The sequence below is a fragment of the Curtobacterium sp. DN_7.5 genome (assembly GCF_022655355.1).
Classification (GTDB): domain Bacteria; phylum Actinomycetota; class Actinomycetes; order Actinomycetales; family Microbacteriaceae; genus Curtobacterium; species Curtobacterium luteum.
Genome location: NZ_CP093378.1, coordinates 2,713,371 through 2,737,423 on the forward strand (window position 1 = coordinate 2,713,371; position 24,053 = coordinate 2,737,423).

The 24,053-nt window shown below is 70.7% G+C and carries 22 protein-coding genes and 2 pseudogenes; 13 read left to right on the forward strand and 11 right to left on the reverse strand.

Annotated elements, in window-relative coordinates:
- The first annotated feature begins 371 nt into the window (after nt 1–371).
- Nucleotides 372–2,378 (forward strand): glycoside hydrolase family 127 protein, encoded by a 2,007-nt coding sequence (locus MON03_RS12540; RefSeq protein ID WP_242088713.1) that lies wholly within the window; start codon nt 372–374, stop codon nt 2,376–2,378.
- Between the two features lie 184 nt (nt 2,379–2,562).
- Here the strand turns inward: MON03_RS12540 and MON03_RS12545 are convergent, their stop codons facing one another.
- The gene (locus tag MON03_RS12545; protein WP_242088715.1) at nt 2,563–3,603 is read right to left on the reverse strand and encodes a LacI family DNA-binding transcriptional regulator; all 1,041 of its coding nucleotides are present in this window, start codon (nt 3,601–3,603) and stop codon (nt 2,563–2,565) included.
- Nucleotides 3,604–3,783: 180 nt separating this feature from the next.
- On the opposite strand from MON03_RS12545, the gene chvE reads away from it, so the two are divergent.
- From chvE to mmsB, 3 genes are all read left to right on the forward strand, one after another.
- Entirely contained in the window at nt 3,784–4,914 is a 1,131-nt protein-coding gene (chvE, locus tag MON03_RS12550; RefSeq protein ID WP_022903573.1) for a multiple monosaccharide ABC transporter substrate-binding protein, read from the forward strand.
- A 104-nt stretch (nt 4,915–5,018) separates the two neighbouring features.
- Nucleotides 5,019–6,569, forward strand: a complete 1,551-nt coding sequence (gene mmsA, locus MON03_RS12555) for a multiple monosaccharide ABC transporter ATP-binding protein (protein ID WP_022903572.1) — start codon at nt 5,019–5,021, stop codon at nt 6,567–6,569.
- Entirely contained in the window at nt 6,556–7,737 is a 1,182-nt protein-coding gene (mmsB, locus tag MON03_RS12560; protein WP_022903571.1) for a multiple monosaccharide ABC transporter permease, read from the forward strand. The genes mmsA and mmsB overlap by 14 nt, the downstream gene beginning before the upstream one ends.
- A gap of 117 nt (nt 7,738–7,854) precedes the next feature.
- On the opposite strand, the gene MON03_RS12565 is transcribed toward mmsB, so the two are convergent.
- Nucleotides 7,855–9,192 (reverse strand): alpha-amylase family glycosyl hydrolase, encoded by a 1,338-nt coding sequence (locus MON03_RS12565; protein ID WP_242088717.1) that lies wholly within the window; start codon nt 9,190–9,192, stop codon nt 7,855–7,857.
- Between the two features lie 81 nt (nt 9,193–9,273).
- On the opposite strand from MON03_RS12565, the gene MON03_RS12570 reads away from it, so the two are divergent.
- From MON03_RS12570 to MON03_RS12580, 3 genes are all read left to right on the forward strand, one after another.
- Complete coding sequence (locus MON03_RS12570) at nt 9,274–9,672, forward strand: DUF3253 domain-containing protein (protein WP_022903569.1); 399 nt, start codon at nt 9,274–9,276, stop codon at nt 9,670–9,672.
- Nucleotides 9,673–9,707: 35 nt separating this feature from the next.
- Complete coding sequence (locus tag MON03_RS12575) at nt 9,708–10,817, forward strand: SDR family oxidoreductase (RefSeq protein WP_242088719.1); 1,110 nt, start codon at nt 9,708–9,710, stop codon at nt 10,815–10,817.
- Nucleotides 10,818–10,948: 131 nt separating this feature from the next.
- Entirely contained in the window at nt 10,949–11,125 is a 177-nt protein-coding gene (locus tag MON03_RS12580) for a CsbD family protein (RefSeq protein WP_022903567.1), read from the forward strand.
- Between the two features lie 75 nt (nt 11,126–11,200).
- Here MON03_RS12580 and MON03_RS12585 read toward each other — a convergent pair whose 3' ends face one another.
- Nucleotides 11,201–12,274, reverse strand: coding sequence for a spore photoproduct lyase family protein (locus MON03_RS12585; RefSeq protein ID WP_242088721.1), 1,074 nt, complete (start codon nt 12,272–12,274; stop codon nt 11,201–11,203).
- A 45-nt stretch (nt 12,275–12,319) separates the two neighbouring features.
- Here MON03_RS12585 and MON03_RS12590 point away from each other — a divergent pair, with 45 nt between their 5' ends.
- Nucleotides 12,320–12,631 carry a biopolymer transporter Tol gene (locus MON03_RS12590; RefSeq protein WP_242088723.1) on the forward strand — a complete coding sequence of 104 codons (312 nt, stop codon included), beginning with the start codon at nt 12,320–12,322 and terminating at the stop codon, nt 12,629–12,631.
- Between the two features lie 4 nt (nt 12,632–12,635).
- Here MON03_RS12590 and MON03_RS12595 read toward each other — a convergent pair whose 3' ends face one another.
- The 5 genes from MON03_RS12595 to MON03_RS12615 form a co-directional block, all read right to left on the reverse strand.
- Nucleotides 12,636–12,788: a hypothetical protein gene (locus MON03_RS12595; protein WP_242088724.1), complete on the reverse strand. Its 153-nt coding sequence runs from the start codon at nt 12,786–12,788 to the stop codon at nt 12,636–12,638.
- Between the two features lie 48 nt (nt 12,789–12,836).
- Nucleotides 12,837–14,717 (reverse strand): glycoside hydrolase family 35 protein, encoded by a 1,881-nt coding sequence (locus MON03_RS12600; RefSeq protein WP_242088727.1) that lies wholly within the window; start codon nt 14,715–14,717, stop codon nt 12,837–12,839.
- A 79-nt stretch (nt 14,718–14,796) separates the two neighbouring features.
- Nucleotides 14,797–16,134: an ABC transporter substrate-binding protein gene (locus MON03_RS12605; RefSeq protein ID WP_022903562.1), complete on the reverse strand. Its 1,338-nt coding sequence runs from the start codon at nt 16,132–16,134 to the stop codon at nt 14,797–14,799.
- A 152-nt stretch (nt 16,135–16,286) separates the two neighbouring features.
- Nucleotides 16,287–17,096, reverse strand: a complete 810-nt coding sequence (locus tag MON03_RS12610) for a carbohydrate ABC transporter permease (RefSeq protein WP_242091469.1) — start codon at nt 17,094–17,096, stop codon at nt 16,287–16,289.
- 164 nt (nt 17,097–17,260) lie between these two features.
- Nucleotides 17,261–18,196, reverse strand: a complete 936-nt coding sequence (locus tag MON03_RS12615; RefSeq protein WP_022903560.1) for a carbohydrate ABC transporter permease — start codon at nt 18,194–18,196, stop codon at nt 17,261–17,263.
- A 187-nt stretch (nt 18,197–18,383) separates the two neighbouring features.
- Between MON03_RS12615 and MON03_RS12620 the strand changes: the two genes are divergently transcribed.
- Nucleotides 18,384–19,379: a LacI family DNA-binding transcriptional regulator gene (locus tag MON03_RS12620; protein WP_175328190.1), complete on the forward strand. Its 996-nt coding sequence runs from the start codon at nt 18,384–18,386 to the stop codon at nt 19,377–19,379.
- A gap of 385 nt (nt 19,380–19,764) precedes the next feature.
- Entirely contained in the window at nt 19,765–20,232 is a 468-nt protein-coding gene (locus MON03_RS12625; RefSeq protein ID WP_148286146.1) for a hypothetical protein, read from the forward strand.
- A 79-nt stretch (nt 20,233–20,311) separates the two neighbouring features.
- Here MON03_RS12625 and MON03_RS12630 read toward each other — a convergent pair whose 3' ends face one another.
- Complete coding sequence (locus tag MON03_RS12630) at nt 20,312–21,415, reverse strand: fatty acid desaturase family protein (RefSeq protein ID WP_022903557.1); 1,104 nt, start codon at nt 21,413–21,415, stop codon at nt 20,312–20,314.
- Between the two features lie 217 nt (nt 21,416–21,632).
- On the opposite strand from MON03_RS12630, the gene MON03_RS12635 reads away from it, so the two are divergent.
- A complete protein-coding gene (locus MON03_RS12635) occupies nt 21,633–21,932 on the forward strand; it encodes a hypothetical protein (protein WP_022903556.1) in 300 nt (99 codons plus the stop codon).
- Between the two features lie 105 nt (nt 21,933–22,037).
- On the opposite strand, the gene MON03_RS12640 is transcribed toward MON03_RS12635, so the two are convergent.
- Nucleotides 22,038–22,574: a P-loop nucleotide/nucleoside kinase family protein gene (locus MON03_RS12640; protein ID WP_175328114.1), complete on the reverse strand. Its 537-nt coding sequence runs from the start codon at nt 22,572–22,574 to the stop codon at nt 22,038–22,040.
- 43 nt (nt 22,575–22,617) lie between these two features.
- Between MON03_RS12640 and MON03_RS17480 the strand changes: the two are divergent.
- A pseudogene (locus MON03_RS17480) lies at nt 22,618–22,713 on the forward strand (DivIVA domain-containing protein); the annotation flags it as partial.
- 45 nt (nt 22,714–22,758) lie between these two features.
- Nucleotides 22,759–22,872 (forward strand): annotated as a pseudogene (locus MON03_RS17485) (DivIVA domain-containing protein); the annotation flags it as partial.
- Nucleotides 22,873–23,040: 168 nt separating this feature from the next.
- Here MON03_RS17485 and MON03_RS12650 read toward each other — a convergent pair.
- Nucleotides 23,041–24,027 (reverse strand): glycoside hydrolase family 16 protein, encoded by a 987-nt coding sequence (locus MON03_RS12650; RefSeq protein WP_242088729.1) that lies wholly within the window; start codon nt 24,025–24,027, stop codon nt 23,041–23,043.
- Nucleotides 24,028–24,053 lie beyond the last annotated feature (26 nt).

Below are 24,053 nucleotides of genomic sequence, written 5' to 3' on the forward strand. Positions count from 1 at the left end.
GCACCGGACGGTCACGACCCGACACGGTCCGCGACCAAGCCCGTCAGCCCGACCCGCCCACACCCGCTGCCGGTCGGTCACGACACCCCGTGCGAACCGCGCCGGACGGTCACGATCCGTCGCTCGACCACGCCGAGAACGACACGACGTGACCGACCGCCGAACCCGAGCGGGCAGTCGTGACCCCTCCCGCACCCGCACCGCGCCGGACGGTCACGACCCGTCACACCGCACCACCCCGCCACCCGACCCCACCCCCGAGGAGCGCGCTCGCCGACCCGACCCCTTGCGGCCGCCGCCACCGCGCCCTAGCCTGCTCCCGGATAAGCGCTTTCCTGGACGGGAGCGCCGTCAGTTCGCAAGGAGGCGACATGACCACCACGCTCGCGACCGACAGCCGTGCGCAGACCGCGACCCCGGTCCTCCCGACCGACGCAGCCCACCTGGCGTACCGCCCCCTGTCGGCCGGCGCCGCCCGGATCACCGGCGGGTTCTGGGCCCTCCGGCAGGAACGCAACGGCCGTGACGCCGTCCGGAGCGGCTACCACCAGCTCGAGGCGGCCGGGAACTTCCGCAACCTCCGGATCGCAGCCGGTGATGAGGAGGGCGAGGCCGTCGGACCGATCTTCATGGACTCCGACGTGACGAAGTGGCTCGAAGCGGTGGCGTGGGAGTACGGACGCGCCCCCGCTGACGACCTCCTGGAACTCCAGCGCGAGGTCACCGCGCTGTACGCCCGGGCCCAGGCGGACGACGGCTACCTCGACTCCGTGCAGCAGGTACGCGGGAACGGCGAGCGCTACACGGACCTCAAGTGGAGCCACGAGCTGTACTGCGCCGGGCACCTGTACCAGGCCGCGGTCGCCCAGCACCGTGCGACCGGTGACACCGGCTTGCTCGACGTCGCGACGAAGAACGCCGACCACCTCGTCGCCACCTTCGGCGAGGGCCCCGGCAGGACCGCCGACATCGACGGCCACCCGGTCGTCGAGATGGGTCTCGTCGAGCTGTACCGGGAGACCGGCACGCGCGCGTACCTCGACCTCGCGCACTGGTTCGTCGACGCCCGCGGCCACGGGATCATCGAGCGCGCCGGCGGCGAGCCGACGTACTTCTCGGACCGGGTCACCGCACGTGCGGCGACGACCGTGGAGGGTCACGCCGTCCGCGCGGTGTACCTCGCCGCCGGCGCCGTCGACGTCGCGATCGAGGCCGGCGACACCGAGCTCCTCGCCGCGAGCGAGCGCCAGTTCGCCGACATGATGGCGACGAAGGCGTTCATCACGGGCGGTCTCGGCGCCCGGTGGGACTGGGAGGCGTTCGGCGACCCGTACGAGCTCCCCACCGACCGCGGCTACGCCGAGACCTGCGCCGCCATCGGCGGGGTCCAGTGGGCGTGGCGGCTGCTGCTGGCGACCGGGAAGCCCGTCTACGCCGACGCGATCGAGCGCCTCCTGTACAACGCCTTCCTCGCCGGGGTGAGCCTCGCCGGCACCGAGTACTTCTACGTCAACCCGCTGCAGCACCGCGACCACGCGCACCAGGACGAGAACCGCTCCCCCGCGCACGGCCGCCGCGGCTGGTTCGACTGCGCCTGCTGCCCGCCGAACATCATGCGGACCTTCGCGAGCCTGGACGGCTACCTCGCGACCCAGGCCGACGGCGGCCTGCAGGTACACCAGTACGCGACAGCCGACCTCGGGCGGGTCCGCATCGAGACCGGGTACCCGCACGACGGCCGCGTGGTCGTCACCGTGACCGAGGACGGCCCGCTCGCACTCGGCCTCCGCATCCCGGCATGGTCGGACACGACCGCCGTGACGACGCCGGACGGGGTCGCGCACCCGACGCCCGGCACCCTGCACGTCGTCGACCGGCACTGGACCGCGGGCGACACCGTGGAGGTCGCGTTCGACACGACCGCGCACCGCTTCGTCGCCGACGACCGCATCGACGCCGCCCGTGGACAGGTCGCGATCGAGCGCGGTCCGCTCGTCTACGCGGTCGAGCAGGCCGACCAGGAGGGCTTCACGGTCGACGACCTGACGGTCGACGTGGACGCGCCGCTGACCGAGGAGCGTCGCGACGACCTCCTCGACGGCGTCGTCGCCCTGCGGGTGCCGGGCCACGCGCCCGCCTCTCGCGAGCAGCCGGCATGGCCGTACCGCAGGATCGACGGGACCCGGCCGGGAGGCGCGGAGCGGGCCGACGAGGCGACCAGCGTCGACGACGCAGGCCGTGGCGCCGGGGGCGAGCCGGGCCTCCAGGCCGACGCGGCGGGCGCCGCGCGCCCCGTGAGCGCGGTCGCGATCCCGTACTACGCGTGGGCGAACCGCGGTGCGGCCCCGATGCGGGTCTGGCTGCCGATCGCCCGCTGAGCCGGTCCGCGTGCCCCACGTGCCCCCGCACCGTGCGAGGGGCAGTCACACGGTGCGAGGTTCCACGCACGGTGCGGGGCCGATCACCTCGCACGGTGAGCGAAACCTCGCACCGTGAGCCGCGCCGCGCCGCGCAGGCCCCCGCAGGCCCTCGCACCGTGCGAGGGAGCCCCACCCGCGCGCCCTACGCGCTCCGGCGCACCACCAGCGCGGGCGCGATGAGCCCGTCGTCGTGGGACTGCCCCTCGACGAGCGCCTTCACCGACGCGAGCACCCGCTCCCCCATCGCCATGAAGTCCTGCCGCACGGTGGTGAGCGGAGGCGTGAAGTGCGCGGCCTCCGGGATGTCGTCGAACCCCACGACGGCGACGTCGTCCGGGACGCGGAGCCCCTCCTCGGCGAAGGCGTGGAGCACTCCGAGCGCCATCTGGTCGTTCCCGGCGAAGACCGCGTCCACCGTGTGCACGTCGATCGTCCGTGCCGCCGCGAAGCCGCTCGCCGGGGTCCAGTCCCCCTCGAGCACGACCGGTTCGAGTCCGCGCTCCCGCATCGCGCGCTCGTAGGTGGCGCGGCGGACCTCGGACTCCTGCGACACCGACGGCCCGGCGATGTGCACGATGCGGCGGTGTCCCCTCGCGAACAGGTGCTCGAGTGCGAGCATCGCCCCCGCGGCCTGGTCGATCGCGACCGCGGCGACGTTCGGCGCCGCCCCGGTGTACGCGGCGTCGCGCTGCACGGCGTTCGCGACCACGACCGGCACCGTGACGGGGACGGTCAGCGACGCGAGGGCGTCGAGCACCCGGTTGTCGGCCGCGACGAGCACGACGGCGGCGACGTCCTGGGCGAGCAGGGACGCGAGGGCTCCGGACAGGTCTTCCGGGACCGGGTCCTCCGGCAGGGTCGACAGCAGGACGTGGTAGCCCGCGGCGCGCGCTGCCCGCTCGAAGCCGATCGCGGTGCTCGACGGACCGTAGAGGGCGTCGCCCGTGCTGACCAGGCCGAGCGCGCGGGAGCGGCCGCCGGCGAGTGCCCGGGCGGCGGCGCGCGGCCGGTACCCGAGCTCGGCGACGGCGGCGGCGACCTGGTCGCGGAACTGCTCGCGGACGGTGGGGTCGCCGTTGATGACGCGGGAGACGGTCTGGTGCGACACCCCGGCGCGCTCGGCGACGTCGAAGATCGTCGGCGCCTTCCGGCGCTTGCCCTCGTGGGCCGTCGTGGTCGTCACGTGGGCAACCGTACCCCCGGAAGTGGGCACCGAGGAAAGGTCGCGAAACGATCACGACGAGTTGACACCCCGTGAAACAACCCACATGATGTGAGCGCTCACTTTGAGCAGCACCCCAGGGGCACAGCAGCCCGAACCCAGCGCGTCGAGGACGACGTGAGAGGAACAAGAGGTACTTCGATGATGAAGCGCAAGATCGCAGCGGGGATCGTCGCCGTCGGACTGGCAGTCAGCCTGGCCGCGTGCTCCGCCGGGGGTCGTGGCGCCACCGGCAGCGGTGGCGGCAGCGGCGACAACAAGGGCGCCCTCGTCGGCGTCGCGATGCCGACCAAGGTCTCCGAGCGGTGGATCAAGGACGGCGACGCGGTCAAGAGCGACCTCGAGAAGGCCGGCTACAAGGTCGACCTCGAGTACGGCGACAACAAGGTCCAGCAGCAGGCCCAGCAGGTCAGCAACATGATCACCAAGGGCGCGAAGGTCCTGATCATCGCGTCGATCGACGGCGGCGCCCTGTCCGACCAGCTCGACGCCGCCGCCAAGGCAGGCATCAAGGTGATCTCGTACGACCGCCTGCTCACCGGCAACAAGAACGTCGACTACTACGTGTCGTTCGACAACTACAAGGTCGGTGTCGACCAGGCCACGAGCCTCCTCACCGGCCTCGGGATCCTCGACGACAAGGGCGAGAAGACCGGCAAGAAGGGCCCGTTCAACATCGAGGTCTTCGCCGGCTCGCTCGACGACAACAACGCCGGGTTCTTCTTCAACGGCGCGATGGACACCCTCAAGCCGTACCTCGAGGACGGCACGCTGAAGATCCAGTCCGGCCAGGACCAGCTCTCCCAGGCCGCGACGCAGCAGTGGGACCCGGCGACCGCCAAGGCCCGCATGCAGAACCTGATCGCGAAGTCGTACTCCGGCGGCACCACGCTCGACGGCGTGCTCTCGCCCTACGACGGCATCTCGATCGGCATCATCTCGGCCCTGCAGGGCGCCGGCTACGGCACCTCGGACCGTCCGCTCCCGGTCGTGACCGGTCAGGACGCCGAGCAGGCGAGCGTCAAGTCGATCATCGCCGGTCAGCAGTACTCGACCATCTACAAGGACACGCGCAAGCTCGCCAAGCAGTCGGTCACCATGGCCGAGGACCTGCTCTCCGGCAAGACGCCCGAGGTGAACGACACCAAGAGCTACGACAACAAGGAGAAGGTCGTCCCGACCTACCTCTTCCAGCCGACCGTGGTCACGAAGGACAACTACAAGTCCGTCCTCGTCGACAGCGGCTACTACACCGAGGCCGACCTGAAGTAGGCGCGACCCATCTCACGGACGGGAGGCGCGGTGCACGCCCGCACCGCGCCTCCCGTCCGTCTCCACCAGCGCGCGCACGCGCGCACGACGGAAAGGCGGTCCACATGGCGGACACCATCCTCGAGATGCGGGACATCACCAAGACCTTCCCAGGCGTGAAGGCCCTGCAGGGGGTCTCGATCGCGGTCGAACGCGGTCAGGTCCACGCGATCTGCGGCGAGAACGGCGCCGGCAAGTCGACCCTGATGAAGGTGCTGTCGGGGGTCTACCCGCACGGCTCCTTCGACGGCGAGATCCTCCTCGACGGGCAGCCGGTGAAGTTCGGCTCGATCAACGACTCCGAGGCCGCTGGCGTGGTCATCATCCACCAGGAGCTCGCCCTCAGCCCGTTCCTGTCGATCGCCGAGAACATCTTCCTCGGCAACGAGCGCGTCAAGGGCGGGCTCATCGACTGGAACCAGACCAACCTCGAGGCGGCGTCGCTCCTGCAGCGCGTCGGGCTCAAGGACAACCCCGTCACGAAGATCGTCGACATCGGCGTCGGGAAGCAGCAACTCGTCGAGATCGCGAAGGCGCTCTCGAAGGACGTCAAGCTGCTCATCCTCGACGAGCCGACGGCGGCGCTGAACGACGACGACTCCGCGCACCTGCTCGACCTCATCCGGTCGCTGCAGGCCGAGGGCATGACGGCGATCATCATCAGCCACAAGCTCAACGAGATCAAGGCGATCGCGGACAAGGTCACGATCATCCGCGACGGCAAGACCATCGAGACACTCGACATGCACGGCGACGACGTCTCCGAGGACCGCATCATCCGCGGCATGGTCGGCCGTGACCTGTCGAGTCGCTACCCGGAGCGTGAGCCGAAGATCGGTGAGGAGCTCCTGCGCATCGAGGACTGGACCGTCCACCACCCGCTCGACGGCTCCCGCGAGATCATCCACCAGGCGAACCTCACCGTCCGGGCCGGCGAGGTCGTCGGCATCGCGGGACTCATGGGCGCCGGCCGCACCGAACTCGCGATGAGCGTCTTCGGGCACTCGTACGGCACCGGCATCAGCGGCACCGTGTACAAGCGCGGCGTCCCGATCAAGACGAACACGGTGACGCGCGCGATCGACAACGGCATCGCGTACGCGACCGAGGACCGGAAGCGCTACGGCCTCAACCTGATCGACGACATCAAGCGGAACATCTCCGGGTCGGCGCTCGGCAAGCTCGCCAACTGGGGGTTCGTGAACAGCTCGCAGGAGACCACGGTCGCGTCGCAGTTCCTGAAGAGCATGAACATCAAGGCCCCCTCGGTGAACGCCGTCACGGGCAAGCTCTCCGGCGGCAACCAGCAGAAGGTCGTCCTGTCGAAGTGGATGTACGCCGACCCCGACGTGCTCATCCTCGACGAGCCGACCCGGGGCATCGACGTCGGTGCGAAGTACGAGATCTACACGCTCATCAACAGCCTGGCGGACCAGGGCAAGGGGATCATCGTGATCTCCTCCGAGCTCCCGGAGCTCCTCGGCATCTGCGACCGCATCTACACACTCTCCGAGGGCACGATCACCGCCGACGTGCCCCGCTCCGAGGCCACCCCAGAGGTCCTCATGCAGTACATGACCCAGGAACGGGAGACCCCTGTCAATGAACGCGCTTAAGTCCGCAGCGAGCTACCTCACCGGGCAGCTCCGACAGATCGGCCTGTTCATCGCGCTGATCGTCATCGTGATCTTCTTCCAGGTGGCGACGAGCGGCATCACCCTGGCACCGATCAACGTGTCGAACATCATCGTCCAGAACAGCTACATCCTGATCCTGGCGATCGGCATGGTGATGGTCATCATCGCCGGCCACATCGACCTGTCCGTCGGGTCGGTCGTCGCGTTCAGCGGCGCGATGGCCGGTGTGATGATCACCCAGTGGGGTCTCCCCTGGCCGGTCGCAGTCGTCCTCTGCCTGGTGATCGGCGCGCTCGTCGGCGCCTGGCAGGGCTTCTGGATCGCCTACTTCGGGATCCCGGCGTTCATCGTGACGCTGGCCGGCATGCTCGCCTTCCGCGGCGCGGCGCAGATCGTCCTGCAGAACCAGCAGATCTCGCCGTTCCCGGCCGGCTTCCGGTCGCTCGGCTCCGGGTTCCTGCCGTCGTTCGGCACCACCGGCTACGAGCCGCTCACGATGGTCCTCGGCATCGCCGCGGCCGCGATCATGGTCATCACGGCGTTCCGGGGCCGTGCGACCCGCCGCAAGTACCAGCTCGAGAGCGAGCCGTTCGCCTGGTTCATCGTGAAGACGGCGTTCGGCGCGGCGCTCGTGATCTACGTCGCCCTGCTGCTCGCGAGCTACAACGGCACGCCGATCGTGCTCGTCGTCCTCGGCGCGCTCGTGGTGATCTACTCGGTCGTCATGCGGAGCGCGGTGTTCGGTCGGCACGTCTACGCGATCGGCGGCAACGCCCTCGCCGCGCAGCTGTCCGGCGTCAAGACGAAGCGCGTCACGTTCCTGCTGTTCGTCAACATGGGCGTGATCGCGGCCCTGGCGGGCGTGGTCTTCACCGGCCAGCTCAACCTCGCGGCGCCCGGTGCGGGCAACGGCTTCGAGCTCGACGCCATCGCGGCCGTGTTCATCGGTGGCGCAGCCGTCACGGGCGGCATCGGGACGGTGCCGGGCGCCATCGTCGGTGGTCTCATCATCGGCATCCTGAACAACGGCATGTCGATCCTCGGCGTCGGCACGGAGTTCCAGTCGCTCATCAAGGGCCTGGTGCTGCTCGCCGCCGTCGCGTTCGACGTGTTCAACAAGCGTCGGGCGGCTGCCGCGCGCAAGTAGGTTCGCTCTTCGCGCTCCCCCGAGACTCGGGCTGAGCGACACTTCTCGCGGTTCGGTGCGCGAGGACTGTCGCTCAGCCCGAGTCTCGTTGCGTGCGGGCCGAGTCTCGGGGTCGGCTCACGCCGTCAGGACGGCCCACCCAGCGGCCGGGAGGCGCACGGTCCCGTCCCGCAGGTCGCCGCCGCCCGCCTCGACGTGCGTCGCACCCGCCGCGGGCAGCTCCACCGGCTCGTCCGCGAGGTTCAGCGTCGTCACCACGGCCGCGTCCGCGGTCGCGGTCCGCAGCACGAGCCCGGTGTTCGTCAGGTGCACGACGTCGGTGTGGGCACGGTGCAACCAGGGGTTCCGGCGTCGGAGCGCCACGAGGGCCTCGTACGTGCGGGTCAGCTCCACCGGTGCCGGCGGGGTGTCCGGGAACGTCGGACGGACCGCGTCGTCGCCGCCCTCGCGTTCCTCCTTCACGCCGGTCCAGCCGTACTCGTCCCCCGCGTACACGACCGGCGTCCCCGCCACGGTGAAGAGGACGGCCGCCGCGTGCCCGGCGAACCGCTCCCCCACGGCACTCGCGATCCGGGTGACGTCGTGGTTGCCGACGAACGTGGTCGGCGCCTGCGTCGCCAGCAGCGCATCGTGCCGCTCGACCGCGTGCGCGAGCTCGAACAGGTTCCGGTCCGCGATGCCGTGCCAGATCCCCTGCCACAGCTCGTACTGCGTGGTGGAGTCCATCGTCGACGCGCGGACGATCGCTGCCGTGTCGCCGTGGATGACCTCGCCGCTGAACCAGGCGTCCGGGAACCGCTCGCGCACCCGTGGCAGGACCCGGGCCCAGAAGGCCGGTGGCACCGCGTAGGCCGCGTCGAGCCGCCACCCGTCGATCCCGCGGTCGAGCCAGTGCATCATGACCTCGACGACGAGGTCCTCCGTGGCCGCGCTGTCGTGGTCGAGGGCGACGAGGATGTCGTGCCCCTCGAAGTCCCCCACCGGCACACGCTGCCCCGGGGTCCAGCCCGACCAGTCCACGGCGAACAGGTCCGCGGTCGGGGCGTCCGGCCCCTGTCCCTCGAGCGCGCGGAACGCCGGGTGCTCGCGGCCCACGTGGTTGAAGACACCGTCGAGCAGGACCCGCACGCCACGCTCGTGCGCCGCTGCGACGAGTCGGTCGAGGTCGTCGACGTCCCCGAGGCGCGGGTCGATGCGGAAGTGGTCGACCGTGTCGTAGCCGTGCGTCGAACTCGCGAAGACCGGTCCGAGCAACAGCCCGTTCAGTCCGAGGTCCACGACGTGGTCGAGCCACGGGGTGATGCGGTCGAGGCGGTGCTCGAGGACCCGGTCCGCGACGGGGGTGGCGGGCCGGACCTCCGCGCCGACGAACCCCAGCGGATAGACGTGCCACCACACGGCGTGCTCGACCCACGCGGGTTCGGCGGGGCGGTCCGGTCCTTCGTGGCTGCTCACCGCTCCGATGGTGCCAGGCGCTCCCCGCGCGGGTGCGGATGTCCTGTGTGCGCGCTGGTGGCCCAGGGAGAGGATGGGTCCATGGGACGCGCGATCAGGACCGAGGCCGACGCCGCCGCGAACGAGGCCGAGCACGCCGAACGGACCTGCGCCTCGTGCGGTCGTCGGATGCCCTCGTCCGCTGCCCCGGACGCGAAGTACTGCTCGTCCGCCTGCCGGAAGCACGGCCTCGACGCCACCGACCTGGCGCTCGAGCAGCGGATCGACGAGCTGCTCGCGGCTCGTGCCCGGTCGTCGAGCATCTGCCCGTCCGACGCCGCACGCGCCCTCGACCCGGACGGGTGGCGCGACCTGATGGAGCCCGCTCGCCGGGCAGCGCGGCGCATGGTCGCGCGCGGCGAGGTCGAGATCACCCAGCACGGCAGTGTCGTCGACCCGTCGACCGCGAAGGGGCCCATCCGGATCCGCCGCCCCCGGTAGGGAACACCTGTCGCCCGCCTGCGTTGCACCCGGGGATGACTCTCGACACCACACCGACCGCGACCGCCACGACGCCCGTCCGACACGAAGCCCTCGTCGTGGGTGCCAGCGGCATCACCGGGTCCGCACTGGTGGACCACCTGCTCGACCTCGGCTGGGAGGTCACAGCCCTGTCCCGGCGGCCGCACCCCCGCGACGGCGTCCGCACCGTCGCCGCCGACCTCCGCGACCCGGAGTCCCTGCGCACCGCGCTGGCGGGCGAGCAGCCGACGCACGTGTTCTTCACCGCGTGGCAGCGGCAGGACACCGAGGCCGAGAACATCCGCGTCAACGGCGGCATGGTGCGGGACCTCCTCGCGGCCCTCTCGCACGCACCGCTCGCCCACGTCGCCCTCGTCACCGGACTGAAGCACTACCTCGGCCCGTTCGAGGCGTACGCCGCGGGCGAGATGCCGGACACGCCCTTCCACGAGGAGGAGCCCCGGCTCGACACCCCGAACTTCTACTACGCGCAGGAGGACGAGCTCTTCGCAGCGGCCGAGCGCCAGGGCTTCACCTGGTCCGTGCACCGGTCGCACACGGTGATCGGGCACGCCGTCGGCAACGCCATGAACATGGGCCTGACGATCGCCGTCCAGGCGACGCTGGCGAAGGAGCTCGGCCTCGACTTCGTGTTCCCGGGCAGCGAGGCGCAGTGGAACGGGCTCACGGACATGACCGATGCCGGCATCCTCGCCGAGCACATGGTGTGGGCGGCCACCTCGCCCGAGGGCGCTGACGAGGCCTTCAACGTGGTGAACGGCGACGTCTTCCGCTGGCGGTGGATGTGGCCGAGACTCGCCGCGCACCTCGGGGTGGACCCGGCGCGTGTGGTCGGCTTCGACGGCACCGCACGCCCGCTCGAGGAGCAGATGGCCCGGTACGAGTCTGCATGGGCGGGGATCGCCGAGCGGTACGGCCTCGCCGAGCACGACATCACCCGCTTGGCGTCCTGGTGGCACACGGACGCCGACCTCGGTCGCACGATGGAGGTCGTCACCGACATGGGCAAGAGCCGGGAGGCCGGGTTCACCGCGTTCCGCCGCACCGAGCGTGCGTTCGCCGACCTGTTCGACCGCTACCGCGCGGACCGCCTCATCCCCTGATCCGTACCCCGTTCGAACCAACCGGGGGACACGAACCTGCGGCCCGGCCGCGAGTCACGCGTTCCGTGCTGGTTGTGTTCAGGGCACAGGCGCCGGGGACCCTCGGCGGTTCCCGGAGGAAGGAAGACACCATGTCGCTCGGAGACAAGGCGAAGGACGTCACCCAGAAGCTCGTCGGCAAGGTCGAGGAAGCGGTCGGCAAGCACACCGACGACGACGAGCTGAAGCACCAGGGCCAGAAGGACCAGGTCATGGGCGAGGGTCGTCTCGAGACCGAGAAGGCCAAGGACAAGCTGACGGGCAACTGATCCGTCCGTCCCGCTGACGCCCGCGCCGTTCGACGGCGCGGGCGTTCGCTGTGTCGGACGCGCGCTGCACCGGGGTCAGAACGCGTAGCGGATGCGGCAGCTCGGCAGGTGTTCCGCCACGAGTTCCCGGAAGCGCTCGACGAGCTGCCCCTTCATCCCCGACCGGTACCGCACGTTCACGGCGCCGTTCTGCGAGACCTTCTGTTCCTGCAGGTCGGGGCGCCAGAGCAGGTCCTCGGCCCTCGGGTGCCAGCCGAGGTTGACCTCGTGCAACTGCTCGTTGTGCGTGAGGAAGATGACCTCGGCCGCGAGCCGCGCCTTCGCCGCCGGGGAGAGCACGTCGTCGACCTGGTCGAGCAGTCCGGCCCAGTCGGACTCCCACGTGGGCGTGAGGATGACCGGCGAGAAGTTGAGGTGCACCTCGTACCCGGCGTCGACGAAGTCGTTCACGGCGGCGATCCGCTCGGCGATCGGGCTCGTCCGGATGTCCGTCACCTTCGCGGTCTCGTGCGGCATGAGCGAGAACCGGATGCGGGTGCGGCCCATCGGGTCCCAGTCGAGCAGGTCGCGGTTGACGTACTTCGTCGCGAAGGATGCCTTGGCCGTGGGGCTCATCCGGAACAGGTCGCAGAGGTCGCGAACGTTGTCGCTGAGCATCGCGTCGACCGAGCAGTCGCTGTTCTCCCCGATGTCGTAGACCCAGGAGTCCGTGTCGCACTGGTTCGGCTCGGTCTTCGGCCCCTGCTTCGCGATGTTCCGGGCGACGTGCTTGGTGATCTGCTCGATGTTCGCGAACACCGTCACCGGGTTCGAGTACCCCTTGCGGCGCGGCACGTAGCAGTACGCGCACGCCATCGCGCACCCGTTCGCCGTGGACGGTGCGATGAAGTCCGCGGAGCGCCCGTTCGGCCGGGTGACCAGCGACTTCTTCACCCCGAGGACGAGCGCCTCGGTCTTGATGCGGACCCACCGCCGCACGTTCCGCTCGTCGCCGTGGACCTCGGGGATGTTCCAGTGCGAGGCGACCGGGACGATCTCGGCGTCCGGCCAGCGCCCCAGTACCTCCTGCCCGCGGGGCAGCGCGAGTGCGGCGTCCTCGGCGTAGATGCGTCGGACGTCGAGCACCGGACGCGTGCGTGCTTCGCTCATCGCCACCTGTCTACCGGTGACCACCGACGGTGCAGACTCGGGAGCATGCCCGCCGAGCCCGACGACCACTTCTTCGTCGTGGACGGTCGACGGTGGCGTCGGACGGACCCGTCGATCCCCGACGACGTGGCCGCCGCGCTGCGATCGCACCTCGGGCGCGGGCGGAACGCGGTCAAGCGGGCGAAGCGCGACGGCGACGAGGCTGCCCTTGCCGAGGCCCGGCACCGCAACGGGCTCGCGAAGCACGGTCTGGGTGAACGCGGTCCGGAGTGGTGGACGCGGCCGGAGGACGAGCGCGTGGACGATGCCCGCCGTGCGCTCTGCGAGCTCGACGCCCTCGACGAGGACCCTACGTGACCGGCTAGGGCCGGTACTCCTCACGCTCCGAGGGCGGCGGGGTCGGCATCGAGGCGGGGCCGACACTGCCGTGGGACCCGGGACCGTCCGTCGCGCGGACGAACACCTGCACCACCCGCATGACGATGCGGCCGGCTGCCAGCACCACGTTCCACATCAGGTCCCCCTCCGACGAAGTACCGGTCCGGCCAGGCTACCCGGACGCTCAGCCCTCGGTGTGGCCGAGGTCCGGCTCGGCGAGCAGGCACACCGTGCGCGACGCGGCGGCGTGGAGCTCGAACACCAGGACGTCGTTGCGGCCCTCCCGGAGCACCGGCCCCGGCACGGCGAGCGTCTTCTGGGGACCGCGTGACCAGTACCGCCCGAGGCAGAACCCGTTCACCCAGGCAACCCCCTTCCGGAAGCCGTCGAGGCACAGGTACCGGTCGTCGACGGACGCGAGCTCGAACGACCCGGACGCGAACACCGGTCCGGCGAGCACGTCGCCGGCGGAGGGAGTCGCGTCCCCCAGGACCGAGAGCGCGGCCGGGGCGATCGGGTCGAGCGCGAGCGGCGCGGCCGTCCACCGGGACAGCAGCTCGCCGTCGACGCGGACGTCCCCGATGAGCCCCTTCGGCTCGCCGATGCGCGGACCGTAGTCGACCCGGCCCTGGTCCTCGACGAGGAGCTCCAGCGTGCCGGTGACGGGCGGGAGCGCGATCGCGCGGTCGTGGTGCTCGCGCTCGAGGACCCCGACGACGACCCCGTCGACGGAGACGATCGCGCGGTCACGGACCTCGGTGCCGACGGTGAGGACGCCCCCGGTGGGCAGGGCGACCTCGGTGCGTTGCAGCACGAAGCCGGACGCCGCGCCGAGTGCGTCGAACGTGGGCGGCACGTCGTGCGCCGTCCACGACGTGAGGGTCGGCAGGAGCGTCGCCAGGGGTGCGACGCGGTCGAGCCGGACGGCGACGTCCGTGGCGGGCGCGCGCCGTGCCTCCAGGCCGACACCGCCGGAACCGACAGCGGAACCAGAACCGACAGCGGAACCGGCACGGACACCCGGACCGGCCACGGGTTCGAGCCGACCCGACCCGCCCGGCTGCATCGACGTCGGCAGCGGCGGGACGGGCGCGTAGCGCTCGATCACCGCACGGAACGCGTGGAACTTCTCGGTCGGCCGACCGGCCTCGTCGAGCGGGGCGTCGTAGTCGTACGACGTCGCGATCGGCCGGTACACGCCCTTGTCGTTCGCCCCGTTGGTGAAGCCGAAGTTCGTGCCGCCGTGGAACATGTAGATGTTGACGGAGCCCCCGGCGGCGAGCAGGTCCTCCAGGTCCGAGGCCGACGCGGCGGCCGGCGTCGTGTGGTGGTGCTCGCCCCAGCTGTCGAACCAGCCGTCCCAGAACTCGGAGCACATGAGCGGCCCGGTCGGCTGCGCCTGGCGGAGCCGCGCCAACCGTGCGGTCGCGCGCGACCCGAACGAGCCGGTCTTGTGGAGCGACGGCAGCGAGCCGTCCTCGAGCATCGTGCCCATCGGCTGGTCGACGCTGGTGAACGGGACCGTCAGGCCGATGTCGCGGTGCATCTGTTCCAGCGCCCGGAGGTACGACGCGTCCGACCCGTAGGCGCCGTACTCGTTCTCGACCTGCACGAGCACGATCGGCCCGCCGTCGTCGATCTGCCGCGGGACCAGCACCGGCGCCAACGCCTGCAGGTACGACGAGACGGCGGCGAGGAATCCGGGCTCGTTCCGCCGGACCCCGACGGTCCCGTCCGCGAAGAGCCAGTACGGCAGCCCGCCGTTCGACCACTCGGCGCAGATGTACGGGCCGGGGCGGACGATGGCGTGCATGCCCTCGGCGGCGACGAGGTCGAGGAAGCGGCCGAGGTCGAGCCCACCGGTGAGGTCGAACACGCCGGGCTGCGGCGCGTGCGCGTTCCAGGCGACGTACGTCTCGATGGTGTTGAGGCCCATGAGCTTGGCCTTGCGGATCCGGTCCTGCCACAGGTCGGGGTGGACACGGAAGTAGTGGATCGCGCCGGAGAGGACGCGGTGGGGCTCGCCGTCGAGCAGGAAGTCGGTGTCGCCGATGGCGAAGCGCATGGGAGGGGCCTTTCAGGGGTCGGGGCCGCGCGGACGGTGTCCGCGCGGCCCCGGTTCGGTGAGGACGGGAGGGACAGGACTACTTCGAGGTGACCTTGAAGCCCTGCTCGTTGCCGTACTTCACGATCGCCTTCTGCCAGGCCTCGAGGCCGGCGTTCAGGTCGGACTTGTTCTGGTACGCCTGGCCGACGGTGTCCGCGTAGACGCTGTTCGCGTAGACCTGGAACGGCAGGTACTGCCAGCCCTCGGCAACGGTCGACGACGCCTTCGACAGGGTCTCGTTGATCGCCTCGCCGCCGAAGTACTCCGGCTTCTCGGCGGTGAAGGAGGACGAGGTCAGCTCGGCCTTGGTCGACGGGAAGCCGCCCGACTTGAGGAAGACGTCGATCGAGTCCTGCGAGGAGTTCAGCCACTTGAGGAAGCCGGCGGCGAGGGCCGGGTTCTTCGACTGCTTCATGACGACCTCGGCGGAGCCACCGTTGTTCGCGGTGACGTCGGAGGAGCCGTCGTAGGTCGGGATCGGGGCGACGCGCCAGTTGCCGCTGCCGTCCTTCACGCTCGACTCGAGGACACCGGGCATCCAGGCACCGGTGACCATCGTGGCGATCTCACCGTTGCCGAGCTGCTTGTACCAGTCGTCGGTCCAGCCGGGAGTCTGCGAGAGCAGACCCTTCTCGACGAGCTGGTTCCAGGTCGAGGTCCACTTCTTGGTGCCGGAGTCCTGCAGGTTGACCGTGACGTCGGTGCCCTTGACCTCGAACGGACGGCCGCCGGCCTGCCAGATCATCGAGGTGGTGAAGCCGGCGTCGCCCGAGTCCGCGGCGATGTAGGCGTTCGGGTTCGACTCGTGGATCTTCTCGGCGTCCGCGACGTACTCGTCCCAGGTCTTCGGCGGGGTGGAGATGCCGGCTTCCTTGAACGTCTTCTCGTTGTAGAACATGGCCATGGGGCCGGAGTCCTGCGGCAGGCCGTAGACCTTGCCGTCGAGGTCGACCGACTGCCAGGTGCCCGCACCGTACTTGTCGGCGAGCTTGTCGAAGCCGTACGACTTGAGGTCGACGAGCGAGTCGCTCAGGGCGAACTGGGGCAGGGCGAAGTACTCGATCTGCGCGACGTCGGGAGCACCCGAGCCGGCCTTGATCGTGTTCTGGAGCTTCGTGTACTGGTCGTTGCCGGTACCGGCGTTGACGAGCTTGACCTTCACCTTGGGGTAGGCCTTCTCGAACGCGGCGACCTGGGCCTCGGCCGACGGGGTCCACGACCAGTAGGTGAGCGTGCCGCCCTTCTCGAGGGCCTTGGTGATGTCGTCGGACGACCCGCCGGAGCCGGAACCGCCGGAGGCGCAGGCCGTCATGGCGATGGCCGCGGTGACGCCGATCGCGAGGGCGCTGAGCCCGCGCCGGAGACGCTTGTGCATGGGATTGCCTTTCACTTCTTCGTGGAGAGGGGTGGTGCTGCTGCGTGCCGGGTCGGGAGGCGCGGGGCGGGGTCGCCCCGTCCCTCCCGTCCGGCTGGTCGTGCTGACGGGAGGCGCGTGGCGGGGTCGCCCCGTCCCTCCCGTCCGACGGATCACGCCTTGACGGACCCGGCCGCGAGGCCGGACTGCCAGGAGCGCTGGAGGAAGAGGAACGCGACGACGATCGGGACGATCGTGAGGAGCGATCCGGTGATGACGAGGTTGTAGATCGGGTGCGCGGAGACGCCCTGCGCCTGCGCGCTCCACTGGTTGAGGCCGACCGTGAGCGGGTAGAGGTTCGGGTCGCTCAGCATGATCAGGGGCAGGAAGTAGTTGTTCCAGGTCGCGACGACCGCGAAGAGCAGGACCGTCACGACGCCGGGGGCGAGGAGTCGCAGCGCGATCGTGAAGAAGATCCGGAACTCCCCCGCGCCGTCCATGCGGGCCGCCTCGATGACCTCCGTCGGGACCGCGTCGATCGCGTACGTCCAGATGAGGTACATGCCGAAGGGGCTGATGAGCGAGGGCAGGATGATCGCCCACGGGGTGTTCGTCAGGCCGACGGACGAGAACAGCAGGAAGGTCGGGACGGCGAGCGCGGTGCCGGGGATGGCGATCGCGCCGAGCACGACGGCGAAGACCCCACGACGACCGGGGAACCGGAACTTCGCCATGCCGTAGCCGGCGATGGTCGCGAGCAGGGTGGCTCCGCCGGCGCCGACGACGACGTACAGGACGGTGTTCGCGAGCCAGCGGAGGTAGATGCCGCCGTCGTAGGTCAGCGTCTCACCGATGTTCTGGAACAGCTGGAACCCGCCGCCGAACCAGAGACCGAAGGTGCTGAGCAGGTCGGCCTGCGACTTCGTCGCGTTCACGACGAGGTAGAACAGCGGCAGCAGCGAGTAGACGGTGATGACGATCATCACGACGAGCAGGAGCGGCGACTTGCGGGCGCGGGGACCGCGGCCCTTCGGTCCGTTCGCTCGGTTCGTGCCGTTCGTGCCGTTCGGACGGGCGGCACGGGCACGGCCGCGGGTGGTCACCGCCTCGGTCACGGTCGCGGCCGGGGTGTGGGTCTCGACGGCGCTCATCGGTTCTCCGCTCGGGTCCCGCGCACCTGGACGACGTAGGCGATCACGGCGGTGATGACACCCATCACGATCGCGACGGTGGCGGAGTAGTTGAACTGCTGGCCGCTGAAGGACAGCGAGTAGGCGTACATGTTCGGGGTGAAGGCGCTGCCGATGACGTTCGGAGCGAGGGTCTTCAGCAGGTTCGGCTCGTTGAAGAGCTGGAAGCTGCCGATGATCGAGAAGATCGTGGCGATGACGATCGAGCCGCGGAGGGCCGGGATCTTGATCGACCAGACCGTGCGGAGCGGACCGGCGCCGTCGATCTCGGCGGCCTCGTACAGCTCGGTGGGGACGACGCGGAGGGCTGCGTAGAAGATCAGCATGTTGTAGCCGACGAACTCCCACGTGACGATGTTGCCGATCGACGCGAGGACCCAGTCGGGGCTGAACGGCTGGAGCAGGTCGATGCCGAGCGCGGAGTTGATCGAGCCCGTGAGACCGAACTGGTTGCCGTAGATGAAGCCCCAGATGAGCGCCGCGACGACGCCGGGGACCGCGTACGGCAGGAAGATCGCGATCCGGAAGAAGGACGATGCCCAGAGCCGCGCGGAGTCGAGGGCCAGCGCGGCGATGAGCGCCACGACCAGCATGATCGGCACCTGCACGACGAGGAAGAGCGCGACGCGGCCGAAGCCCTGCCAGAACTTGGCGTCCTGGAACAGCTGGACGTAGTTGGCGAACCAGACGAACTGGTTGCCGCCGATGAGTTGGTCGCGGAACAGGCTGAGCCAGAGTGCGTACCCGATCGGGACGACGAGCATCGCGACGAGGACGACGACGAACGGCCCGACGAACATCCAGCCGGTCCAGCGGCCGCGCTGCGAGGTGCGGCGCCGCGGCGGCGTGGCCGGGGCTGCTGCTCCTGGCGCACGCGCTTCGAGCGTGGTCATGTGACTCCCTTGTCGTGCTGCGTTCGGGTGCGTCGATGTTGACGTCAACATCGAACGCCGCGACGATAGCATGGCAACGTCAACATGCGCTACCGTCACCGGAGTCGGGCTCGATCACGATCCGATGTCGAGCTTCGAGGGAGGCCCCGTGACCACGGAACTCAGCGGTGTGCGCCGTGCCCCGTCGATGGCCGCGGTCGCCGAGGCCGCCGGCGTGTCGATGCAGACCGTGTCGCGCGTCGCCCGTGGCTTCGACAACGTCTCCCCGGACACCCGCGACCGCGTGCAGCGGGCGATGGACGAGCTCGGATACCGGCCGAACCGCGCCGCCCGCGCGCTCCGCTCGGGACGCTTCCGCACGATCGGCGTGATCATGTTCACGCTCGCGTCGTTCGGCAACATGCGCACGCTCGAGGCGATCGCCGACGCCGCCGGGGCCGCGGACTTCACGATCACCCTGCTGCCGATGGCCTCCCGGACCGAGGAGGGCGTCCGCTCGGCGTTCTCGCGGTTGCACGAGCAGGCCGTCGACGGCGTGGTGATCATCATCGAGTCGCACATCATCGACACCGCCGAGGTGGCGCTGCCGGACGGCGTCCCGATGGTCGTCGTGGATTCCACGGGCACGACCCAGCACCCGTCGATCGACACCGACCAGGCCGAGGGTGCACGGTTGGCGACGCAGCACCTCCTCGACCTCGGGCACGACACCGTCTGGCACGTCGCCGGACCGGTGTCGTCGTACTCCGCCGCACGCCGTCTCGCCGCGTGGCAGGACACCCTCGAACGTGCGGGTCGGGTGGTGCCCCCGGTGTTCCACGGCGGCTGGACCACGTCGCACGGGTACGAGGCCGGGCTCGCGATCGCCGCGAGACCGGACATCACCGCCGTGTTCGCCGCGAACGACCAGACCGCGCTGGGGGTGCTCCGCGCCGCGCACGAGTCCGGCCGGGACGTCCCCGGGTCGCTCAGCGTCGTCGGCTTCGACGACTCGCCCGAGGCCGACTCGTTCTGGCCTCCGCTCACCACCGTGCACCAGTCGTTCGACGAGGTCGGCCGACGAGCGGTCCGGAACCTCCTCGGGCAGATCGAGGGCAACCCCGAGCCGGCGTCGACCGTCGCCGACCTCGTCCCGACGCGGCTCGTGGTCCGGGCGAGCACGGCCGTCCCGCCCGCCGGCTGACCCCTGGGCCGCGGCCGCGGGCGGGGTGCGCGCTCGGGGTCGGCGGTGGTCGGTGCGAGGTCGTCGGTGCTCGGTGCGAGTCGCTCGGTGCGAGGTTCCCCACACCGTGCGAGGCGAAATGCCTCGCACCGTGCGTGAAACCCCGCACCGTGTCGAGCGCCCTCGCACGGTGCGACGCGGGGCAGCTACTCGGCCGGTACCCCTCCACGCCCAGGGGCCGACGGCGCTCGGTGCGAGGTTCCCCACACCGTGCGAGGCGAAATGCCTCGCACCGTGCGTGGAACCTCGCACCGTATCGGTGCACCTCGCACGGTGCGAGGTGCACGACGACCCCGACCGGTTCTGGGGGCAGCGCCGCACGACCCGCGTCTGGGAGCATCGTCGCGTGCGCACACGTTGGAAGGTCCTCCTCGGAGCGGTCGCGGCGGTCGCCGTCACCGCCACGGTCGTCACCGTCCACTCGGAAGCGCTCGACGCCGCCGCGCACGCCCGGGCTCTCGCCGAGGCACCGCCACGCAGCGCGACCCCGCGCGAGGACACGCTCGCGTACCTCCGCGCGGCGAAGGCCCACGACTGCGCCCTGCTCGACCTCCTCGAGGCCAGCGGCACGACCGACTGGTGCCCGAAGGCGCCGACCGCGTGGTCCGACGGGGAGTCCGAACTCCTGGCCTACCGCGACGTCGGGAAGCCCTACGCGGTCTCCGCCGAGCAGGCCGCCCAAGCCGAGGTGTGCGTGCCGTCGGTCATCACCCAGCGTTGGATGACCGGAGCGGACCCGGGCACGATGCAGTGGAGCTGGTGCTGGGCGCGGACCGCCGACGGCTGGCGACTGGTCGACGAGGGCCAGGGCTGACCGGCACGCTCACCCGCGCGGAGGCGCAGGCGCACCGACGAGAGCAGCGACCCCGCCCGCCACAGTGCCCCGCAGCGCCTCAGTGCAGCCGCAGCGACGTCACCATCGGGCACGCGAACGGGTCTCGCGCCGCGAGCCCGACCCGGTTGAGGTACGCGACGACGATCCCGTAGGAACGCAACAGCGTCGTCTCGGTGTACGGGATGCCGAGCGCGCGGCAGTGCGCCTGCACGAGCGGCTTGGCGCGGCGGAGGTTCGGTCGCGCCATGCTCGGGAACAGGTGGTGCTCCGCCTGGTGGTTGAGGCCACCGAGCAGGTGGTCCACCCACCGGCCGCCGACGATGTTCCGAGAGGTCCGCACCTGTCGGGAGAAGAAGTCGATCCGGGCGTTCTCGGCGATGACCGGCATCCCCTTGTGGTTCGGCGCGAACGAGGCGCCCATCATCACGCCGAACACCGCGACCTGCACGCCGATGAACGCGAAACCGATGCCGATCGGCAGGAACGCGAACACGGCCCAGAAGTACAGCCCGAAGCGCGCGAGCAGCAGGACACCCTCGACGGCCCGCCCGCGGGAGGTTCCCTTGACGTGCTCCCCCGTGAGGACGGCCCGGATGGACAGCCAGTGCAGGTTGATCCCCTCCATGGTGAGCAGCGGGAAGAACGCCCAGCCCTGCACCCGCGTGAGCAGGCGGAGGATCCCCGTGCGCTTCGCTGCGTCCTCCTCGATGAACGACACCGTGTCCTGCGCGATGTCCGGGTCCTTGCCGATGGTGTTCGGGTTGCCGTGGTGCCGGGTGTGCTTGTTCATCCACCACGAGTAGGACATACCGACGAGGAACACGCCGACGAAGCGTCCGGCGTGGTCGTTCCACCGGTTCGACGCGAAGATCTGCCGGTGCGCTGCCTCGTGGGACAGGAACGCGAACTGGGTGAACACGACCCCCAGGACCCCGGCGGGGATGAGCGCGAACCAGCTGTGTCCGAGGAACGCCGTGACGGTGAACGCGATCGCGCCGACGGCGACGAGGACAGCGAAGACCGTCCAGTAGAAGCCGGTCCGACGCCGGAGGAGTCCGGCGTCCTTCACCTGCTGCAGGAGGTCCTTGTAGGTGGAGGTCCCGGAGCGTGCCCCCGCCGGTCGCGGTGAGGTCGGGCGGTACAGGGTGGACGAAGTGGCCATGCGGGCTGCTTCCGTCAGGAACAGCCCTTCGGCCGAACAGTGGGTTCCCGCGTGTGCGGTTGTGGCAACCGTAGGGCCTCTCCCCGAACGTCCGCAGTGAACTGCGCGTACTGTCCGGACCGAGTCGGCTCCGCTGTACCGGCTCCGGATGGGCGCCGCCTCCCTCTGTCCGGAACACTCGCCCGCGCGTGCTCACCCCACCACCGCAGCCCGGACCATGAAGCACATCGTGTACGGACTCACCGCCGTCCTCACCACGGACGAGGCCGCCGACGCCGTCCTCGACTACGCCGCGGCGTTGGCACACGCCGGGCTGACCGACGTCGTGGCCGTGCCCACCGTCGACACGTTCGGCACCGAGACCACCACGGCGTTCCTGCTCGCACCCGCGCTCGGCGTGCTCGTCGAGGACGCCCCGGACGATCCGCTCGGACCGGACACCGCCGCGTTCGTCTCGGAGATCACGTGGCGGACGCACGCGGTGCGCTCCGCACCGCCGCACCGGCCACCGGCCTGACGCGTCGATCACCGCGCGGCGCACGCCGCGTCGTGGTCGCGACCACCGCCGGACGGGAGGCACGGTGCGGGTCCGCCCCGTGCCTCCCGTCAGGTGGTCGGCGCGTCAGCGCGCGGACGCGTCGGCCAGCACCACCGCGGCGATGCGGTCGGCCGCTTCGGACGGCCCGATCGCGGTGGTGTCGACCACCTCGGCCTCGGCGTGCAGCCAGGCCCGCGCCGCCTCCGCGTACCGGTCGACGTACTCGAGCCGGAAGGTCGACGGCCCGAGGACCGAGTCGTGCAGGATGCGGTGCCGGAGCGTCTCGGGGTCCGCGTGCAGCACGAAGTGACGCACCGGGATGCCGTACGCCGCGAGCCCACCGCTGATCTCGCGCCAGTACGGCTCGACGAGCACGGTCATCGGCATGACGAGCGTGCCGCCCGCGAAGTCGAGCACCCGGCGCGCGGTCTCGACGACGAGGGGCCGCCAGGGGTCCCAGTCCTGGAAGTTGCCCGTCCACGGCAGGGACGGCGACACGTCCATGAGGGTCTCCCCCACCTTCTCCGCGTCGAGCAGGTGCGAGCCGGGCAGCCGTTCCTGCACGAGGCGGCTCGTCGTCGTCTTCCCCACACCGTGCGTCCCGTTCACCCAGACGATCATGGCGGGACTGTAGCGTGTGGCCATCGACGATCGAGGGGGAACGATGCTCGCAGGGGACGTCGCGGCCAAGCGGTTCGCACCGACGAAGTGGCGTGAGGGGTACGACCAGGGGCAGGTCGACGACTTCCTCGACCGGGTCCGGGCCACGCTGGCGGCGTACGAGCGCGGCCGACCGGCCGAACCGCTGACCGCGGAGGACGTGACGATGTCGCGGTTCCGGCCGACACGGTTCCGGGACGGCTACGACCAGGACGAGGTCGACGACTTCCTCGACCAGGTGGTGGTGGAGCTGCGGCAGCACGAAGCCCGGTGGAGCAGCGGGGCCTGACGCGTGGTCCGCGCGCAGGCCACCGCTGCCTGCGCGCACGCCGAGCTGCGCGACCCGGACGACGGAACGGGAGGCACGGTGCGTCGCCACACCGAGCCTCCCGTCGTGTCAGGTCGTCAGCCCGTCAGGGCTGGACCGTCACTCGGTCGTCGACACCCAGTCGATGAGCAGGTTGCCGCTCGCGCCCCAGTTGCCGGTCTGGAACATGAACCGGTGCGGCGTGGTCGGGACGTCGTGCGTGACCGTCCCGATGACCTTGCCGTCGACCTTGTAGGTGACCGACTTCCCCGGGTCCCAGTCGACCGTGTAGGTGTGCCAGTCACGCCACGAGACGCCCGTGGGGATCTGCACGCGCTCGGCTTCCCGGCCCGGGGTCATCGAGTGGTGGAACGCCATCGGCTCCGACTCGAAGTTGCCCTCGGGGAAGTCGATCTCGCCGTCGGCCCACCGGTTCGAGGTCGGCCACAGCATGAACGCCGCACCGTTGCCGTCGCCGCCCGTCGCCTTCGCGCGGACCGAGAACGAGCCGCCGACGTGGTCGTAGGCGCCGGCCTTCGTGCCGAACGTACCGGCCGTACCCGCACCGCCGAGCCGGGCGTCGAGGACACCGTCGTGCACGGTCACGGTCTGGCTCGGTGCGTAGATGCCCGACGTGCCGTCCGGGTACGGCTGCCAGGCCTGCGGGTACCGGCTCGCGACGGCTCCGAGGCCGGCAGCGAGGTCGAAGTCCTCGACGAAGGAGGCGGCCGGCGGCTGGGCGCCGCTCGGGTCGGCGGCGGCGGACGACGCGGCCTGGGTCGGCTCGTCGGCCGGGGCAGCCGTCTCGGCCGGGGCCGGGCTCGTCGTCGGGGTCGGGGTCGGGGTCGACTCCTGGATCGGTGCGCCCGTCGGCGTGGCGTCGGGCGTCGCCGTCGAGTCGTCCGACGGCGCCTCGTCGGCGGGGTCGGGCGTCGGCGTGCTGTCGGCGGTCGGGTCGTCCGAGGGCGTCGGCGACGCGGTCGGCGCGGGTGCCGGACGCCAGTGGTGGTGCCAGCCCCACCAAGGGGCGGCGGTGGCTGCGGTGGGGATGCCGATGATCAACGCGGCGGCAGCGGAAGCCGCGATGACGACGTTGCGGCGCTTCACCGGGTGGTCCGATCAGCGGTGGACAG